Origin of the sequence: Paraburkholderia caffeinilytica (genome assembly GCF_003368325.1) — a bacterium.
In the GTDB taxonomy this organism is placed as follows: domain Bacteria; phylum Pseudomonadota; class Gammaproteobacteria; order Burkholderiales; family Burkholderiaceae; genus Paraburkholderia; species Paraburkholderia caffeinilytica.
This window is the reverse complement of the sequence record NZ_CP031466.1, coordinates 3,495,252-3,511,975: the sequence shown is the minus strand read 5'-3', so window position 1 is coordinate 3,511,975 and position 16,724 is coordinate 3,495,252. Positions and strand designations below refer to the sequence as shown.

Sequence of the window (16,724 nt, the reverse complement as noted above, 5' to 3'; positions counted from 1 at the left end):
TAGTACCTGTAGTGGCGCAAGCGCCGCGTGCGCCGAGTACCCGCCGGAGTCGTCTCACAACACGGTACTGGGCGGTGCGAACCAGTCTTGCTCAGTTCGGCAATGATCTACAAGAGCCTGCAACTGCAGACTCTCACCTTCGTTTCTGATTGGCTCTAGAACGTATAAGCAACGTTGACGAGGGTAATCAACGGAGTCACCCGGATCTTTGTTTTCGTCACCACTTCGGATCCTGTTGCCGTGGTTGCACGCGTCGTCAACGTTGTCGACAGCGGCATATAAATTAGAGAGGCGCCGACCGACCAATGCTTCGTCATTGAGTAGGTTGCTCCAACGTCCAGCACGGGATTCCATGACGGACTCAGGCTCGCGCTCGTTGAACTTCCGGGACCGAAGTTAGCGGCAATGAAACTGCTATTCGTCAGGTGTGTGTTGGCGAACCACGTGTAGTTTGCGCCAACGCCAACAAACGGTCTGAATTTACTATCGGCGGAAAACAGGTGATATCTGGCCTCCAGAATCGGCGCCAGCGGCTTGGCTTCGCCGATCACGCCGAACTGGCTCAATGACCCGTCCCCGATCAGGTGGCTCGTGAAGGGAGTGCCCATCAGCAACGCGACCCCAATGTTGTCGGTGACGTGATATTCGATCGAAAAGCTTGCCGTGTCAGAGTTGCTGGCATGGGCTCCGGTATCCGGCACATCCTGATTGACCGGCACCCCGCCAGCGCTGACAACGTTGGTCAGGCCGGATTTTCCCTGCGGCATGATATGCAACCAGCCGGCGCCGATTGTCGTACTTCCACTTGCCTGGGCTTGGGCATTTCCGGCAATAACGGCAAGACCGGCGACAGCCGATATGCATACTGCCTTGACGTGTAGTTTGTTTCTCATATCTCCTCCTGATTTATTTCACTAGTAATACTAATTAAATAGAAAACGCTAACCCGTACGAACCTGCTTCGAACGCCTATCGTCGACCGGATAACTCGCCGCACTTACCGACAAGCGAGAACCGGAAAGGGAAGCGCCCCAAGACTTGCGTTGCCCGTTCGGTAAGCGCCATATCGACGAGTTCCACTTGCACTTCAGGTCCCTCGGGCGAGTCGACCATACTTACACGCGCGTCTTCAATCCCGGCCTCCGCAAGTGAAGCCGAAAGCACTTCGAGCGCTTCACGGCGTTTCAAGTCCGGTTTGAAGATTTTTCCCACCGCCGTCAACGGCATTGCATCGATTAGATAGATGCGCTTCGGCCAGGCCGCTCGCTCACCGATCATCCGATGTGCATACGCGGCAAGTTCCTGCTCGGTGGCCTGAGCTCCTGACTTGAGCTGCACATACACCACCGGCAGTTCTCCGGCATGAGCATCGGGTCGGCCGATAGCGGCGGCAAGCGCGACGGATGGGTGACGGTGCAGGCACTCTTCGATCGTTGCCGGATCGATGTTGTGCCCCCCGCGGATGATCAGTTCCTTCTTGCGTCCGGTCAGCCAGAAGTAGCCGTCAGAATCCTGGCGTCCCAGGTCTCCGGTATTGAGCCAGCGTCTCCCGTCTGCCAGATCGACCCACAATCCTTTGTTGTGCTGGGCCTGCGCATAGCCCCTGAAGACATTGGATCCGGATATGACAAGGAGCCCAGTCTCGTTCGGCGCACAGTCTCTGACATACTGCCCGGCTTCGTTCACAACGACCGCTTTCATCAGTTGTCCCGGCATGCGCAGTCCAATCGATCCGAGCCGGCGCTCACCGAGCGGCGGATTCGCACTGCTGACGCAAGCGCCCTCCGTCAGCCCGTAACCCTCCAGGATGCGTACGCCGGTTCGCTCCTGAAAGGACCGGAACACCTCAATAGGCATTGGCGCCGCTCCGCACAAGCCATATTCAAGCGATTGCAAATCATGGCCGGCGATGGGTACGTCAAGCAGAGAGGCATAGAGCGTAGGTACCCCGCTAAAGAAGTTGATGCGGTGATGCTCGACGATTTCCCAGAAACGCTTCACGACCCCTTCACCGCGATAGCCCTGCGGCGTGCCGAGCACGACGTGCGCGCCGCGGGAAAAAGGCACGAGGCCAGTTGCCAGGACCGCGTTGACATGAAAGAGCGGTAGTCCGCAAAACGTGGTCTTGCCAGGGCCGATGCCATCGCCAATGAATTCACCGACGGCCCACGCATTGCTGATTTCGTTGTCGTGCGTACGCATCGCAAGTTTGGGCAAGCCTGTCGTGCCGCCGGTGCAGAAATAGGACGACAGGTCACCGGATCGGATCTTGCGTACACTCGTCAATTTCGCACCGGACTCGCGCGAGATCGCACGGGCGAAATCGTGAACTTCGATGCGTGTGGGGACGGCACCCCGTATGCCGCCGCGACCGTGCAATCGTCGGCACTCCCGACGCTGCAGCGCCTTTGCTGCGAGCCCGCGAATTCCGCGAATGTGCCGCGATAGATCCACCAGCACGAGGTGTTTCAGGGACGGCACCTGATCGAGCACCCCGCTGACCTTGGGCCACAGATCAGTGCCTGGGAACGGTGCAAGCGTCACCAGGACTTTCGCGCCGGCAGCGTTCAGCAACGACGCGATCGCTGTCGCCTCCAGTAGTGGATTGATCGCACACACAATGCCTGCCGCTTCACCACCCCAGATCACAAAATGCGTCTCGGGGAGATTGGGCAACACGTAAGCGACGACTGCATCGCGCTCGACACCGAGGCGCGTGAACATATTCGCGGTGCGCGTGATATCTCGAACCAGCTCGTGGTACGACCACCGCGCCGGACTGCGATGGTCGTCGGCGCGCAGGAAGAATGACAGCGCAGGCGCCGAGGGATCGATCGCCGCGCCGCGGCAGATCATCTCGTACGTACTCGCCGGACGGTCTGCCGGCTCCCCACGTGCCTCGATGGCCTCCACATCGACCAGAGCAGAAACGCCTTTCATGCTGCCTCTTCAACGACACGGTTGCGCTGCGCACCAAGATTGATTGAGCCATCCTCGCTGACGATACGCGACTCGACGACGTCTCCCGGCTTCAGGTACTGGCTCCTTGCGGCCTGTATCTTCATGAACAGGCGCCACCGGCTCGCCTCGGGCAGCAGCGCGGCGACGCGCTGCTTGGCGGGGGACGGCACCGAGAGCGCGCAACCGGACGGCGTTCCCGTTGAAAGCAGATCGCCGGCGCGCAGATCGTGCACGCCCGAAAGCTCCGACAGCGTTTCCGCAAAGCCGTAGACGAGATTTGACGTCGAGTCGTTCTGCCGTATAGCGCCATTGACCGTAAGCGTCAGTCGCAGCTTCTTGAGAAGACCGATCTCACGAGGTTCGAGCAGACACAGGTACGGCCCTACCGGTCCGAAGGTGCGGTAGCTCTTGCCTTTGTAGAACTGCATCTGCGGTATCTGCACGTCACGGGCGGAGTAGTCATTCACGATCACCGCGCCGGCCACGTACTCGTGCAGGTTGTCGTCGGTAACGGACTGACGGGAGGAAATACTCTGCCGAAATACGAGGCCGAGCTCGATCTCATAGTCAAGGAAACGCACATGGCGCGGCCGCACCAGATCGGAATCGGCGGGCACGATGCAGCTCGGGGCTTTGGTGAAGACCATGTTGTACGCCTTCGCATCCGGATTCATGCCCGACTCGATCATGTGTTGACGATAGTTCGCCCCCTGGCAGATGAACTGCTGGTCCGGTGTCACGGGAGACAACCATTGGACGTCAGCTTCCGGGACGGTCGGGCCCGTCAGCGCGGCGAGTTGTCCGAGCGGGTTGGCCTCGATGAAAGCGCCAGTCGAGTCGAAGCTGCCGGGGATAGGCGTTATCAGACCGTTCCTGACGATCCCCCAGTGGGCACGCCCTTCGTGCCGGTAACGCAATACGTTGAGTGACATAGCTATCTCGGGTTGCTTCCAGTGGTCAGGCGAAGATTTTTGCGAGCATGCGCAGCTTCGCGACGGTCAGGTCGGGACTGCGACGAAGATTGCGGAACAGTGCCGTCACTGCACCCAGCGTCAGCTTCGGCTTGGTGAAGCTGCGCGGCATAACGGGTCCCCACTGCGACATGGCATTCCTGCTGACCGGATGAATGCCCATAGGTTTGTCGGCCGTGAACATGTCGCCGTCGCAGTAATGCTCGTGCTTGGCGCCTGTCGGATCCTGCCAGTAGTCGAACACCTGACTGCCGAGTACATGCCGGCCGATGCCCCACGCGTGGGTATAGCCTTTTTCCCGTAGAACCCGCTGCCCCATGCCGATCGCATCGGCATCGATGACTTCATACGCGCTGTGGCTATAGACCGGTGCGAAGCCCTGCGCCAATGCGAGCGTGTGATGATCCGCGGGCGTATCGCCGAGATCCAGCCGCATGAATGCAACGGCTGGAGAGCCGTCGGGCAGCACCTGAACATCGCTCGGAATGAAGCCGAAGTAACGTGTGTACCACGCACAGGTTGCCTGGAAATCGGCAAGCTCGAGAACCACATGTCCCAGTCGCAGAATCTCCGGCGCACTCGCCGGCGGGCGTTGCGTGCTGTTGACCCTGACCACGTCATCCGGCGAATTGAAATGCAACGCGGGGCGGTGCGGCAAGGTTCCCGCAGGCGTCTGCTCGCATATCGCGTCGACGCGAAATCCCGAGGGATCGACAAGCGTCACGCGATGCCCGCCGCCGGGCCAATCGGACGTCTCTATCGCCGATGCACCGGATACCTTCGTCAATGCCTTGAGGTCAGACAGGTCCCGCATTCGCAGACCCAATCCAACGAATCGCGCATGCGTCGATTTACGCACGACATAGCAGAAAGGCGATCCAGACGTGCCCCGGAGAAAGAGAAATGGTTCGTCGCGCACGACGGTGCGCAGACCAAAATCGTTCAGGAATCGCTCCGCCTGCTCGAGATCGGGGCGTTCGAAAATCAGGTAAGCCAGCGCCAATGCCTTCGTAGTCGGCGCCGGATGCCGGGCGGGTTGTTCAGTGATGAGCGTCATAGTGTTATCTCAGGCAGAAGATGCAACCGATTCGGCCGCTGTCTGCCTTGTTCGGGCAGGTTTTCGCAGCAGCATCAAACTTTCCTGCAGGATCCGGTTCGCATCGACGGCAGGCCCGTCGTTCATGACGGTCTTGTCAGGGCGGACGACCGCGACCCAGCCATATCGCACCGCGCCAGGTAGAAAGGTGCCGTGCAGATCCTCCCAGGCGCTCGCACGTGCATCAAGCTGTTGCCCGCGATGCGAGATGTTCACGATGGCGCCGCCGGCCGCGAAGAGCGCAGCTTTTGTACTGGCCTTGAGCGTTGCAGCGGCATCGACACCGAACCCGACGAGCACGAGCCGGTTGCCGAGGGCGTCGTCGCTCAAACACTGCGCGCCGGCGGCGCTGCGCACCCAACCCTGCGGAAGCACCGCACCGCGAACCAGCCGGGATCCGGAACGGCCTTTGACGAACAGTCCGCGCCGGCAGGCATTCGCCGGTTTGATGTGCATTTCCTCGAAGTAGATACGCGCCTTGGGCACGAGCCGCGCCATGCGCATCACGCCATGCGTGAAGAATGCAACGGCGGCATTGCGGGGCATCACGAGCTTGCCCATAAACTTTGCGAGCCGGATCATTGCCCTCACATGGGGTCCACGTTCCTGGTTGTATGTGTCGAGGATTTGGGGTGTGGCATGGCCGTGTATCACCATCGCCAGCTTCCAGGACAGGTTTGCCGCGTCGCGTAGTCCGGCAACCAGTCCCTGCCCCACGAACGGCGGTGTGATATGCGCAGCATCGCCCGCGAGAAAAACCCGCCCTTTGCTGAATGCGCTTACCGTTCTTGCATGGAAGCGGTACACCGCTTTCCGTTCGATGACCATCTGGTCAACGTCTCCCCATGGCGCAAGCAGATCCCGGATGCGCGCGTCGGACTCCATCTCCTCCCTGGTTTCCCCAGGGCGCAGCATGAACTCCCATCGCTCGCGCCCGCCTGGGGCGGTCATGTGAGGAACCGGGCGCCGGTGATCGCAGATGAATTCGACGTGATCGATAGGCCGGGGGACGTGACGCGCGTCCACAATGAGCCAATCCTCGTTGAAGGTTTTGCCGGTGAAGTCCTGACCGATCAACTGGCGCACGAGAGAACTGGCGCCGTCCGCGCCCACTACGTATTTGGCACGAACGCAGTGCGCGCCTGCGGGACCGGCATCCAGCGAGGCCATGACATGGTCCTCATGCTCCACCAGCCCGCTCAAAGACACGCCGAGTCCAACGTGCACCCAATCGAACTGACGGAGTTTTGCACGAAGGCACCGCTCGAGTTCCGGTTGGTAAAACGTCACGAGCTTGGGGTGTCCATCCAGAGCACCGAGTGTGTTGATTCGCCCGAATTCGCCCAGCCACGGCGAGCGCATGCGCACCTGCGATATCGCCACCTTCTCGAAGTCGCCCTCTTCAACACCTGCGAGCTGAAGGATTCGCAGCGCCTCGTTATCCAACGCGATCGCGCGAGGCGCCATGAAGATATCGGCCGCCTTGTCGATGACAAGCACATGCAAACCGTAGACGGCCAGCAGATTGGCGATCGTGGCGCCCACCGGTCCGCAACCGACGATCAGGATGTCGACGGCCGCCGGTAGCGGACCTTGCGGCAGACCGGCAGGGACCCCGTTACCGTCTGCCATGGCGGGCGGGCGAGCGCTTGTCTCCATCCTTTGCAACTCCAGTGATTGATGGCTTTTTGAGTCGACCTCGTTTCGCCGTTTTTGAGATATTGATCAAAACTGATATCTTTGTCAATTATGATTGATGAGGGTATACTCCAGCACACTCACCAAAAAGATTGAGCTCCGATGTCTACGCCACCCCGCCGCAGAACGACCCGGTCCTCGCAATCCGCGCCCGTCGCCTCCGCTGCGCCGCCTGCGGAGACGGAACCACGGGGCTCACGCCGCAAGCGGGAAACGCGCAGGCGCCTCCTTGAAGCTGCGCTCCGGCTGATGGCCGAGAAAGGAATGGAGGGCGTTGCGATCAATGAGATCACCGAGGCAGCCGACGTTGGCTTCGGATCCTTCTATAACCACTTCGAATCGAAAGAGGCGATCCATGCCGCTCTGACGGATTGGGTGTTCGAGCACTTCGCCGATACGCTGGACCAGCTCACACGCGATCTGTCCGATCCAGCAGAGGTCATATCGGTGTCCGTGCGTCATACCGTTTTGCGCGCAAGGAGTGACCCGCTGTGGGGGCAGTTCCTGATGCGTGAGGGGTTTTCTTCGCGGGCGTTGAGCCGCGGGTTGGGGCGTCGCCTGATGCGGGATGTCGAGAAGGGTATTGCGGCAGGCCGTTTTGTGGCGGAAGACCCGCTGCTGACTGTGATCTCCGTTGGCGGAACAGTCCTTGGCGCAATCACAATGCAGTTGGAGTTCGAATCGCCCGAAGAGCCAGGGCCAGACCCGTTCGCAGAATCGGGATTTTCGAGCGATCAGCTCGCCGAACGAGCAGCCGCAGTCTTGCTGAAGACGCTGGGGCTTTCCCGAACCGAGGCTGTAGAAATCGCTTACCGTCCCCTGCCTGCGCTCACCCTTCCAGACGAATCCGCCTGAGTGCCGCAAAGAACTTTGATCGGTGTCGAGGTAGCGCGTATTTGTTCGTTCAACTGGGGAAACGCATTGAACGATACGCCTTCACGGCCTACGCCTCGCAGTCGCGGGATTGTCCGTACATTGCGCCTTGCAACGACGGTATAGACTCAAACCTACACAAATTGTCGATCTACCGCGTGGCGTCGAACCATCACGCGAGGTGCACCTAGCAGGTAATCGGTGTGCCATATGCGTTGCGTCGCGATGCGGCAAGGCACCTGTTCGCGGCCAGATACGCCCAGCAATGACGGAGGCATTCAAATGTGTGATATGTGCGGTGATGCGCAGCACGAGCCTCAAGTGTCGCGCCGGGATTTCCTGAAGACCGGCGCACTCGCGGCGCTCCTGCCGTGGAGCGTGAGCGTCGCCATCGCGGCCGACGCACCCGCACCCGACGCACCGCCGCCACCGAACTCGATCACGCCGGCAGACGCGTTGAAGCGGCTCATGGAGGGCAACGCACGCTACGCCGCCAACGCGCCGAACGAGCGCGACTTTTCATCGGGACGCGCCGCCCGTGTGCAGGCGCAGTATCCGATCGCCACGATCCTGGGCTGTGCCGATTCGCGCGTGGCGCCGGAGTTCGCGTTCGATCAGGGGCCGGGCGATCTCTTCGTGTTACGCGTTGCGGGCAACATCGTGAACCCGGATCTGCTTGCATCGCTCGAATACGGCGCCCAGTTCCTGGGGGTGCCGCTCATCATGGTGCTGGGCCACACGGGATGCGGCGCGGTCGACGCCGCAATCAAAGTGCTGAAGAGCAAGGCGGTCCTTCCTGGCCATTTGCCGGGCCTCATCGCCTCGATCAAGCCGGCCGTCGTCGCCGCTGAGAAAACGCAGACCGGCAACTTGCTGGACAACGCGGCCGCCGAGAACGTGCGGCGGCAAATGGCGCGACTGAAGCACTCACCGCCGGTCATCCAAAAACTCTACGAGAGCAAGAAGATCGACATTGTTGGCGGCATGTATGACCTCGCCACCGGCAAGGTTGCCCTTGTCTGAAGTGACCGATCCGACCTATCACGCGTCCGACTTTCGCCAGCAGCGCACCGTCGGCATAGCGGGCATCGCGGTCGCTTCGCTGCTTGCCGCGGTGCTCTGGTTCGGCATCGATCTTTTGATGTCGCCCCTGCCGGGCATGGCGCTGAGCATGATCGTGCTGCTGTATGTGACGAGCCGGTTCGGGCGTGAGATCGCGGGGACGGTGGGCGCTATCGTGCCGCTCGCTGCATTTTTCGCGATCGAGGCGGTGTTGTTTTGGGGGACGCGGCCGCTGAAAGCGAAGTGATTCAATGGGGTCCGTCGAGCCGGAGCGGGACCGATCACTGACACGAAGAAATCGATATGGACACGAGGTCCATATCGCCCACAAAACGTCGTTGCGTGGGAAAAAAGCTGGCGGGTGGAGTCACCAGCGTATCAAACTCTAATCACGGTCCTTCGAGCGCCGTTAGATCCCCCCACAGCGTGCAGACCCAATCGCGCAGCAATAGAGACTCCGCCCACCGGTCGGTTGTGTCGTTACCGTCACGGCCGATGATCGCGTAAGGTTTAGGTCCCAGTTCGCAGGTGAAAGCAAGCGTGTCGTGCTCCCCTGCCCGCCTGCGCCACGATGCGAAGCCGTAGCGCCACCAGTCGAGAAAAAGGTCGACCCACATCCGGTGTGGCTCAAAAGAAAGCTCGATCTGCACCTGTTCCCGGCTCGCAACGCGGCCGTGAAACGCCCACGACTGATCGAGTATCCGATGCATGAGCCGGTGGTTATCGTCGGATACCGGCCATGCGAATTCGCGTCCCACCAGATAGTGTGAAATGTCGCCGAGCAATCTCAGATCAGGGCGTGCGTCGAGCAGGTCGAGCGTGAAGTAGAGATCGGTGGTCATCCGGTCGCGATGCGTCTCGATGTAGACCGGCACGTCCACCTGTTCGGCGAGCCGCTGCCAGCCGTCGATCAGCGCGAGACATTCCGCGACGGTGCGAGGACGCACGTCGGGCTGCAGATCGATGTGATGCGCGCCGAATTCGACGGCATTCTCGAGCACCGGTTGCAGATCGTCGACCGTGCGCGGAAAGCATTGGCCTTCCACGTCGAGTCCGTAGTCTGCACGTAATTGCGCCAGTCGCCGGACAGACGCGCGATCCGTGTAATGTGCGCTCAGGCCATCGAAGCCCGCGCCGGCGATCATCCGTACATTTTCTTCGAGCGAACGTTCGCGGCCGTCGGTGTGTCGCCGCTCCATCGCCCATAGCGACTGGAACACCAGCAGGCGTTGGCTCATTGCGCCTCCGCGACCATCAGCGAACGCAGCTTCATATCGCGATCGGCGAGCAGCGCCGGTTCGATGCACGCGCGTTGCGCAATGAGCGACTGCGCGATGCGCACGTCGCGCGCTATCTCGCCCGCCGGTCCCACTCCGCTTGCGCCGACCAGCGCGCCGCCGGCATCGAGTGCGAAGAAAATCCGCGACGCCGTGCCTGTTTCGCGCACCACCGTCGCCGTGCCGTATGCGGGAATCCCGGCGATCTGGATCGTCATGTCGTACTGATCGGACCAGAACCACGGTACAGCCGAATAGACGTCGCCATGACCCAGCATGCCGCGTGCGGCAGCGCGCGCCTGGTCCTCGGCGTTCTTCCAGCATTCGAGCCGGATCCGCTGGCCTGTCTGCGGATGCGGAAAGGAACAGACGTCCCCGGCTGCGTAGATATGCGGGTCGCTAGTGCGCAACCCGCCGTCGACCGCGATGCCGTTGTCGATGTCGAGACCCGCCGCCTGCGCGAGCGCAATACGCGGCCTCGCGCCCACGCCGACGACGACTGCGTCGCACGGGACGATGCTGCCGTCGACAAGTTTCACGCCGGTGACGCGCGCATCACCGGTCAAGCAATCGACCTGTACGCCGAAGCGCACATTTACGCCCATCTGTCGGTGACGATCAATCAGACACGCCGCGACGGCCTCGGGCACAGCTCGCATCAGCGCACGCGGCGCCGCCTCGAGCACGGTCACGTCGCAGCCGCGCGGCACGGCAGCCGCGGCAATTTCCAGACCAATGAAGCCGGCGCCGATCACGGCGATCCGCCGGCCCGGCGTCAGTTCGCCGGCGATCGCATGCGCGTCGGGCACGGCGCGCAGCGCATGCACGCCCGGCAGCATCGAGCCTGGCACGTCGAACGGGCGAGGTTCGGCGCCGGTTGCGATCAACAGCCGGTGATAGCCGATCGCTTCGCCATCGGCGAGCACTACCTTGCGCTGCGCACGGTCTATCGCGGCAACCGGCGCATCGACGCGCAGTTCGATATGTTGCTCGCGATAGAACGCCGCGTCGTAGATCGCGCACTGCGCGGCCGTCTTCTGGCCAAGCAGCACGGACTTCGACAATGGCGGGCGTTCGTATGGCAACCGTCCTTCGTCACCGAGCAGCGTAATGGCGCCGTCCCAGCCATGCTCGCGCAACGCATGCGCCGCGCGGGCGCCGCACTGTCCGCCGCCTACGATCACCATTCGATCGGTTGAACTCATCTCACGCTCCGCGGCGACATCACCGGTATTGGCCAGCCAGCGCCGACACCTGGCTGATGTTCTGTTGCGTGATGAAGCCCGGTCCCGAACTGACATTGCGCGCCTCATACACAGGCTTGAGGCCATAGTCCTGCAGACGCTTCATGAACTTCGGATTCTTCTCCAGCTCGGCGCGCGCCTGCAGCACGTCCGTGTTGTGATTCTTGTGCATGATCGCCAGCATCGCGATGGGGATATAGCCCTGCAGATACGGTTGCTGGTCGGTGCAGAACTTGATCGTGCCGTCCTTGATGGCCTTCGCGACATCGGAGTCAATGTCGAACGTCGCGAACCATATCTTGCCGGCCAGCCCCATTTTGGTCACCGCGCGAATCGTCGGATCGGCGGACGTCGGACCGAGCGTCAGCACGGCCTGAGTAGTCGGATGCGCACGGAGAAACGCGCTAACCTTGGCTTCGATGCCGGTGGGGTCCGCGCCCGCGTCCAGCACCGATACCTTCATATCCGCGCCGATGGCATCCGCAAAGCCGCGGCAACGCTCGAACGACAAGGGGTTCGTCGCGTAGTGGTTCACGCATAGAAACGTCTTGATGCCGTCGGCCTTCGCGCGCAATCCCGCCTCCTTGCCCGCCAGATATTCCGGCTGGCCGACGTGCAGCAACGCGCCCAGGTCGGCGCTCTGCTTTTCCGTGCCGGTATTGGTGGTGATGAGCGGGATGTTCTTCGCCTTGAGCTTCGGAAATGCGCTCTTCAGCAGATCGTAGTCGGCGATCGTCGACACGACCCCGTCATAGTTGCGCGCGGCCGCCTGATTGACCAGTTGCACCATGTCCGCGATATCGCCGTTCGGCGGGTTGCGGTAATCGGTCTGTACGTTGAAATCCTCGTCGGCCTGTTTGATGCCGTTCTTGACCGTATTCCACCAGGCATCGGAATCCGGCGCGTGCGAGATGAAATCGAAATGGGCGACAGGCTCGGCAAAAGCACCGGCGCACAGTCCGAAACCCAGCACCACGGCGGCCAGGCGAAACGCCTGGCGAATAGATCGTTTCATGGCTGTCTCCTTGTTTATGATTGGTTTGCCGATGTCGCGCATCGGCCCATCCCGCCTTGCCCGAGTCACGTGAATCACATGAATGAAGGGCGTGGCGTCAATCGTCGGCGAGGCCGATAAAGACCTTGCCGTCTTCGATCCTGACGGGGTGCGTGACGAGGTTCACGCAAACGGGCGCACCTTTCGCCGCGCCGGTGGGAATATGAAAGCGCCCCATGTGCATCGGACACTCGATCACCTCGCCGAACACGAGACCTTCCGTGAGCCGTGCGGTCTCATGCGTGCAAAGACCCGCCGATGCGTAATAACCGCTAGGTGTGTGATAGATCGCGTAGAGCTTGCCGTCATGCTCGAACTCGACGACGTCTTCTTCGTCGATGTCATCGCATGCGCAAACGGGATGCCATTGAAGGATGTTCATGGTGTGCCTCTTCGCTCAGCGCGTCTGCGCCATGAACGGCTGATCGCCGACGGATTCCGCGCCGAGTGCCGCCGCCTTTCCTGGCACGCGCGGCGTCACCATGTAATCGGGATCGTGCCGCTGCATTCTGAACACGAGCATGATTTCGCCCCACGCGCTGAACAGGCCGTCGTAGGCGGGCGGCAAATCCGCTTCGATCGCCTTGCGCAGCTGCGGCAGCGCATGAAACGGCACGTTCGGGAACATGTGATGCTCGACGTGATAGTTCATGTTCCAGTAGAGAAACTGGAGGAAGCGGTTCAGCTTGAGGGTTCGCGTCGAGAAGCGGTGATCCAGTTCGTTTTCGAGCAGCCCGGTGTGCTGCGTGAGCGCCAGCAGTTCGTGCAGCCAGGCGCCGTACGAACGCGGCAGGAGCAGAAACACCACCGGCAGCCAGCTATGCGCGACGACGGCCCACACAATCACGCCAACGTAGAGCGCGAGGATCACGCGCGAGTTGCGGCACATCGCACGATATTCAGTGGGCGGTACGACCGCCTTCGCCTTGTTCGACACGATGCCGAAGCTGTGCAACACGATGTTGCCCAGATGATGGATGCCATGCGAGATGCGCAGGAAATCGGTGGCGAGCTTCAGGTAGTTCGGCGGCCGCTTCACCGCCAGTTCGACATCCGATGGCACCGTCGCCGTCAGATGGGTGTACGTGTGATGTTGGGCATGCGACCAGCGGCTATATACCTGTTCGCGCCACGTCATGAAACAGATCAGCCAATGAACCGCCTCGTTCAACCATTCGCTCCGGAATGGCGTGCGATGACGCAACTCGTGCTCGATCGCTTCGGCGAACGCATAGATCGTTCCGTACAGCAGGAATGCCGGCACGCACCACAGCGTGCCGAGCGAGAACCAGGCAAGCACGCCGCTTGCCACGACCAGCGTGATGAAACCGCCGAAATGCAACAGCGCGTCCCGGTCGTTACGCCGCGTGACTTCCTTGAGCACCTTCCTGTCGAGGCGACATTTGTACCAGTCGTCCATGGTGATTGCTTTCGTGTTGTCTTGCTGTACGGACATGAGCTGCACCCCAGTGCCAAGATGTTTGACCGAGCGATGAAGCGAGTGAAGCATTGCTCATCGTTGAGCCAATTAAAGACTCTTAATGAGCACCGGTCAAAGACTAAAATGACTCATTTTGAGTTATCAAGGGTATTCCAGAAGGTGTTATCTGGCCTTTTCTGTGGCCTAAACATGAAAAAGCCTCGATAGCCTCAATTTGAGGCAAAATGTCGGCTATGCGGGCACCTCGGCCCGTACGCAAGTCTGGGGACATGCATGAAAGATCGACCGACGCTCAAACAACTGATGGAGATCACGCAGCTCAGCAGAGCAACCATCGATCGCGCCCTGAACGATCGGCCCGGCGTGCATCCACGCACGCGAAGCGCCGTTGAAGCGGCGTTGAGGCAACTGGGTGCCGGCTCGCCAGCACGTTCGTCGACGCGCGCGAGGCAGAGTACTTACGACTTCAGATTGCTCGCTCAGGCCGGTGACGCATTCACGGACGAACTGACGAGAACGGCGGTCGAACTCGAACCGGAATTTGCCGCATCCGGCGCCACTCTGACCGTCGTGCGATGTGTCGGCGCCGACGACGACGAAGTGGCTGCCAGCGTTCGCGAAGCGGCTGCCGAGGCCGACGGAATCGGCATCATCTGCACGAACACGGAAACGATAACTGCCGCGCTGCGCGAATGCATGACGGCGGGCAAGCCGGTTGTGACGCTCGTCACCGACGTCGATACCGACGCGCGTCACACGTATGTCGGGGTGAATAACCGGGCGGCCGGACAGTCAGCGGCGTTTCTCATTGGCCGGCATCTGCAGGCGCATGCTTCCCCGGATGTGGCGGTGGTCGTCGCAACGTTCTCCTATACCTGTCACGAGGACCGCGAGATCGGATTCCGTTCCCTGCTAAGGCAACGCTTCCCCAATGTGAATCTCATCGAAGTCATCAAGGGCGCTGATTCCGGTGCCGCGACCTATGAAGCGACCATGCGTTTTCTTGACGAGCACGAAAAGCTCGATGGTATTTACAACGTGGCGGGCGGCAACGAAGGTCTGGCGGCGGCGCTGCGCGAACGCAACCTGACGGGCCGAACGATTTACGTGACGCACGAAGTTAACCGGATAACGGAGCCGCTTTTGCGTTCCGACGCCATCGACTATCTGCTAACCCAGGACCTTCGACAGTTGCTGCGTACCACTGTCGAGCATTTGAAATCCGCGCGCGAAGGACGAGTCGTTCCGGCACAAGCGATCATCCCGATACAGACACATTCCCGATATTCGCTGTATTAGGTTTAATGAAGTTTCCACTCACTCCGGACCCTCAACAGTCAGCCGAGTTTCCCGTAAGCGGCCGCTCAGGAACCGTGCCGAGCAGTCTTGAGCGGCCAACCCAGCGTGTACGAGCGATTTTCGCCGCTTCGCTCATGGAGCCTCTATTGCCGGTCTCGCGGGTTCACTGCAGGTGTTGCCCGCCATTGATCGCGATGTTGGCGCCGGTCACGAAGCCCGCCTCGCGCGAACATAGATAGAGCACCAGCGCGGCGACTTCGTCGGGCTGCCCGAGCCGGCCCACCGGAATCTGCGGAATGATCTTCGTCTCGCGGATGTCCTCGGGCACCGCCATCACCATCTTCGTCGCGATATAACCGGGCGAGATCGTGTTGACGGTGACGCCTTTCTTCGCCACCTCGAGCGCCAGCGATTTCGTGAAACCGTGCATGCCGGCCTTTGCCGCCGCATAGTTGGTCTGGCCGAACCCGCCCTTGGAACCGATGATCGACGACACGTTAACGATGCGGCCCCAGCCACGCTCGACCATGCTGTCGCACACCGGCTTCGTCATGTTGAACACCGAATCGAGGTTGGTGCGGATGACCGCGTCCCAATTGACCTTGTCCAGTTTTTTGAAGCTGGCGTCGCGCGTGATGCCGGCGTTGTTGATCAGGATGTCGACCGGTCCGACCTCCGCCTTGATCCGCGCCATGCATTCTTCGCACGAATCGTAGTCGGCGACGTCGACCGCGTACGCGCGGAATTGTCGTCCTTCGGCTTCCATTCGGGCGAGCCACTCGTTCGCACCAGTGTTGCCCGCTGAATAGGTGACTACGACCGCATACCCGGCATCATGCAGCTTGATGCTGATCGCCTCACCCAGTCCACCCATGCCACCCGTTACCACCGCGATCTGCTTTGCCATCGAATCGTCCTCACAAATACCGGCGGCGTGCCCGTCTGCGGCAACGCTGCCTCTAGTCAAAATTTGATGCATTGAAATGCAGGATCCATATCCAGGATGAATAAAAGGAATCCTACGTATAAACATGGAATGGATTACGCGGACATTGCTGCCCGCGTGAGTCTTCGTGCTTCGCGTTCGCGGCTAAAGCAGCCGACTAGGCGGCACTACGTTTGGCAGCCTTGGACGCTGAGGCCGTGACGGCTTCCAGATTGCTCCCCGCCACCTCCACGGCCTGTTGCCCCGCCTTCTGCAGCGATTCGTACAGCGTGGTGGTGGCGCTGATCGCGGTTTTCCACGCGGCGATCGCCGCTTCGGATCCTGCGGGAGCACTCTTCGACGCTTCCTTGATGAATTCCTGCACGCGCGCGTTGTACCGTTCGTACTGCGTCTGCGCAAGCTGCGCGACCCCAGCCTGCGTCGTTGACGCAATGTCGAAGAGTTGGCGGCCGTATGACAGTGATTTCTCTGCGAACGGCGTGGTGAAACCGGCTTGCAGCGTGAGCCACTGCTGCGGGTTCGGTGTGCCGGGCGCCTTTGTCAGGTTCTCCTGCGACTCCGCCAGCGTAGACCGGACGACCTGCAGATTCAGTGCGACCAGTTTTTCGACGCCTTCAAAGACCTTGCCGGTCAATCCGAAGAACGCGTCGAGGCCGGCCTTCTGCGATGCGGCGATTTGCTCGGGACTCGATAGAGCCATTGTTGAAATTCCTCAGGATTCAGTCCGCCGCGCGGAACGCCGATCGTTCGGATATCGCGCGGCGAATGACGATGATGGATGGACCGAAGCGCAAGGACGCCT

Annotated in this window: 17 protein-coding genes; 4 read left to right on the top strand and 13 right to left on the bottom strand. The window is 60.9% G+C overall.

Going from position 1 to position 16,724, the window contains the following annotated elements:
• Nucleotides 1-155: 155 nt before the first annotated feature.
• The 5 genes from DSC91_RS15435 to DSC91_RS15415 form a co-directional block, all read right to left on the bottom strand.
• Complete coding sequence (locus DSC91_RS15435; protein WP_115779526.1) at nt 156-893, bottom strand: OmpW/AlkL family protein; 738 nt, start codon at nt 891-893, stop codon at nt 156-158.
• A 76-nt stretch (nt 894-969) separates the two neighbouring features.
• Nucleotides 970-2,940 (bottom strand): acyl-CoA synthetase, encoded by a 1,971-nt coding sequence (locus DSC91_RS15430; RefSeq protein ID WP_115779525.1) that lies wholly within the window; start codon nt 2,938-2,940, stop codon nt 970-972.
• Nucleotides 2,937-3,893 carry a fumarylacetoacetate hydrolase family protein gene (locus tag DSC91_RS15425; RefSeq protein ID WP_115779524.1) on the bottom strand — a complete coding sequence of 319 codons (957 nt, stop codon included), beginning with the start codon at nt 3,891-3,893 and terminating at the stop codon, nt 2,937-2,939. The genes DSC91_RS15430 and DSC91_RS15425 overlap by 4 nt, the downstream gene beginning before the upstream one ends.
• A gap of 25 nt (nt 3,894-3,918) precedes the next feature.
• Nucleotides 3,919-4,989 carry a VOC family protein gene (locus tag DSC91_RS15420; RefSeq protein WP_115779523.1) on the bottom strand — a complete coding sequence of 357 codons (1,071 nt, stop codon included), beginning with the start codon at nt 4,987-4,989 and terminating at the stop codon, nt 3,919-3,921.
• Nucleotides 4,990-4,998: 9 nt separating this feature from the next.
• The gene (locus DSC91_RS15415; protein ID WP_229758359.1) at nt 4,999-6,660 is read right to left on the bottom strand and encodes a bifunctional 3-(3-hydroxy-phenyl)propionate/3-hydroxycinnamic acid hydroxylase; all 1,662 of its coding nucleotides are present in this window, start codon (nt 6,658-6,660) and stop codon (nt 4,999-5,001) included.
• Between the two features lie 168 nt (nt 6,661-6,828).
• Here DSC91_RS15415 and DSC91_RS15410 point away from each other — a divergent pair, with 168 nt between their 5' ends.
• Complete coding sequence (locus DSC91_RS15410) at nt 6,829-7,581, top strand: TetR/AcrR family transcriptional regulator (protein WP_115779521.1); 753 nt, start codon at nt 6,829-6,831, stop codon at nt 7,579-7,581.
• A gap of 335 nt (nt 7,582-7,916) precedes the next feature.
• Here the strand turns inward: DSC91_RS15410 and DSC91_RS38605 are convergent, their stop codons facing one another.
• The gene (locus tag DSC91_RS38605) at nt 7,917-8,069 is read right to left on the bottom strand and encodes a hypothetical protein (protein WP_308422880.1); all 153 of its coding nucleotides are present in this window, start codon (nt 8,067-8,069) and stop codon (nt 7,917-7,919) included.
• Here DSC91_RS38605 and DSC91_RS15405 point away from each other — a divergent pair.
• Both DSC91_RS15405 and DSC91_RS15400 read left to right on the top strand, forming a co-directional pair.
• A complete protein-coding gene (locus DSC91_RS15405) occupies nt 8,068-8,622 on the top strand; it encodes a carbonic anhydrase (RefSeq protein WP_308422879.1) in 555 nt (184 codons plus the stop codon). The two genes, DSC91_RS38605 and DSC91_RS15405, sit on opposite strands and share 2 nt — an antisense overlap.
• Nucleotides 8,615-8,908: a hypothetical protein gene (locus DSC91_RS15400; RefSeq protein ID WP_162831404.1), complete on the top strand. Its 294-nt coding sequence runs from the start codon at nt 8,615-8,617 to the stop codon at nt 8,906-8,908. The genes DSC91_RS15405 and DSC91_RS15400 overlap by 8 nt, the downstream gene beginning before the upstream one ends.
• Nucleotides 8,909-9,050: 142 nt before the next feature.
• On the opposite strand, the gene DSC91_RS15395 is transcribed toward DSC91_RS15400, so the two are convergent.
• The 5 genes from DSC91_RS15395 to DSC91_RS15375 form a co-directional block, all read right to left on the bottom strand.
• Nucleotides 9,051-9,899 (bottom strand): sugar phosphate isomerase/epimerase family protein, encoded by an 849-nt coding sequence (locus DSC91_RS15395; RefSeq protein ID WP_115779518.1) that lies wholly within the window; start codon nt 9,897-9,899, stop codon nt 9,051-9,053.
• Nucleotides 9,896-11,143, bottom strand: a complete 1,248-nt coding sequence (locus DSC91_RS15390) for an NAD(P)/FAD-dependent oxidoreductase (protein WP_115779517.1) — start codon at nt 11,141-11,143, stop codon at nt 9,896-9,898. The genes DSC91_RS15395 and DSC91_RS15390 overlap by 4 nt, the downstream gene beginning before the upstream one ends.
• Before the next feature lie 19 nt (nt 11,144-11,162).
• Entirely contained in the window at nt 11,163-12,197 is a 1,035-nt protein-coding gene (locus DSC91_RS15385; protein WP_115779516.1) for a sugar ABC transporter substrate-binding protein, read from the bottom strand.
• A 97-nt stretch (nt 12,198-12,294) separates the two neighbouring features.
• Nucleotides 12,295-12,618, bottom strand: a complete 324-nt coding sequence (locus DSC91_RS15380) for a non-heme iron oxygenase ferredoxin subunit (RefSeq protein WP_064270848.1) — start codon at nt 12,616-12,618, stop codon at nt 12,295-12,297.
• Nucleotides 12,619-12,633: 15 nt separating this feature from the next.
• Nucleotides 12,634-13,692: a fatty acid desaturase gene (locus DSC91_RS15375; protein ID WP_115779861.1), complete on the bottom strand. Its 1,059-nt coding sequence runs from the start codon at nt 13,690-13,692 to the stop codon at nt 12,634-12,636.
• A gap of 258 nt (nt 13,693-13,950) precedes the next feature.
• Here DSC91_RS15375 and DSC91_RS15370 point away from each other — a divergent pair, with 258 nt between their 5' ends.
• Entirely contained in the window at nt 13,951-14,976 is a 1,026-nt protein-coding gene (locus tag DSC91_RS15370) for a LacI family DNA-binding transcriptional regulator (protein ID WP_115779515.1), read from the top strand.
• Between the two features lie 163 nt (nt 14,977-15,139).
• On the opposite strand, the gene phbB is transcribed toward DSC91_RS15370, so the two are convergent.
• Together phbB and DSC91_RS15360 are read right to left on the bottom strand one after the other, a co-directional pair.
• A complete protein-coding gene (phbB, locus tag DSC91_RS15365) occupies nt 15,140-15,883 on the bottom strand; it encodes an acetoacetyl-CoA reductase (RefSeq protein ID WP_115779514.1) in 744 nt (247 codons plus the stop codon).
• A 196-nt stretch (nt 15,884-16,079) separates the two neighbouring features.
• A complete protein-coding gene (locus DSC91_RS15360; protein WP_115779513.1) occupies nt 16,080-16,622 on the bottom strand; it encodes a phasin family protein in 543 nt (180 codons plus the stop codon).
• Nucleotides 16,623-16,724 lie beyond the last annotated feature (102 nt).

Coding starts and splice junctions, on each gene's coding strand:
- DSC91_RS15430 (WP_115779525.1), bottom strand. CDS start 2,940: ATGAAAGGCGTTTCTGCTCTGGTCGATGTGGAGGCCATCGAGGCACGT.
- phbB (WP_115779514.1), bottom strand. CDS start 15,883: ATGGCAAAGCAGATCGCGGTGGTAACGGGTGGCATGGGTGGACTGGGT.
- DSC91_RS15390 (WP_115779517.1), bottom strand. CDS start 11,143: ATGAGTTCAACCGATCGAATGGTGATCGTAGGCGGCGGACAGTGCGGC.
- DSC91_RS15395 (WP_115779518.1), bottom strand. CDS start 9,899: ATGAGCCAACGCCTGCTGGTGTTCCAGTCGCTATGGGCGATGGAGCGG.
- DSC91_RS15405 (WP_308422879.1), top strand. CDS start 8,068: ATGGAGGGCAACGCACGCTACGCCGCCAACGCGCCGAACGAGCGCGAC.
- DSC91_RS15425 (WP_115779524.1), bottom strand. CDS start 3,893: ATGTCACTCAACGTATTGCGTTACCGGCACGAAGGGCGTGCCCACTGG.
- DSC91_RS15410 (WP_115779521.1), top strand. CDS start 6,829: ATGTCTACGCCACCCCGCCGCAGAACGACCCGGTCCTCGCAATCCGCG.
- DSC91_RS15360 (WP_115779513.1), bottom strand. CDS start 16,622: ATGGCTCTATCGAGTCCCGAGCAAATCGCCGCATCGCAGAAGGCCGGC.
- DSC91_RS15375 (WP_115779861.1), bottom strand. CDS start 13,692: ATGTCCGTACAGCAAGACAACACGAAAGCAATCACCATGGACGACTGG.
- DSC91_RS15420 (WP_115779523.1), bottom strand. CDS start 4,989: ATGACGCTCATCACTGAACAACCCGCCCGGCATCCGGCGCCGACTACG.
- DSC91_RS38605 (WP_308422880.1), bottom strand. CDS start 8,069: ATGAGCCGCTTCAACGCGTCTGCCGGCGTGATCGAGTTCGGTGGCGGC.
- DSC91_RS15370 (WP_115779515.1), top strand. CDS start 13,951: ATGAAAGATCGACCGACGCTCAAACAACTGATGGAGATCACGCAGCTC.
- DSC91_RS15385 (WP_115779516.1), bottom strand. CDS start 12,197: ATGAAACGATCTATTCGCCAGGCGTTTCGCCTGGCCGCCGTGGTGCTG.
- DSC91_RS15415 (WP_229758359.1), bottom strand. CDS start 6,660: ATGGCAGACGGTAACGGGGTCCCTGCCGGTCTGCCGCAAGGTCCGCTA.
- DSC91_RS15435 (WP_115779526.1), bottom strand. CDS start 893: ATGAGAAACAAACTACACGTCAAGGCAGTATGCATATCGGCTGTCGCC.
- DSC91_RS15380 (WP_064270848.1), bottom strand. CDS start 12,618: ATGAACATCCTTCAATGGCATCCCGTTTGCGCATGCGATGACATCGAC.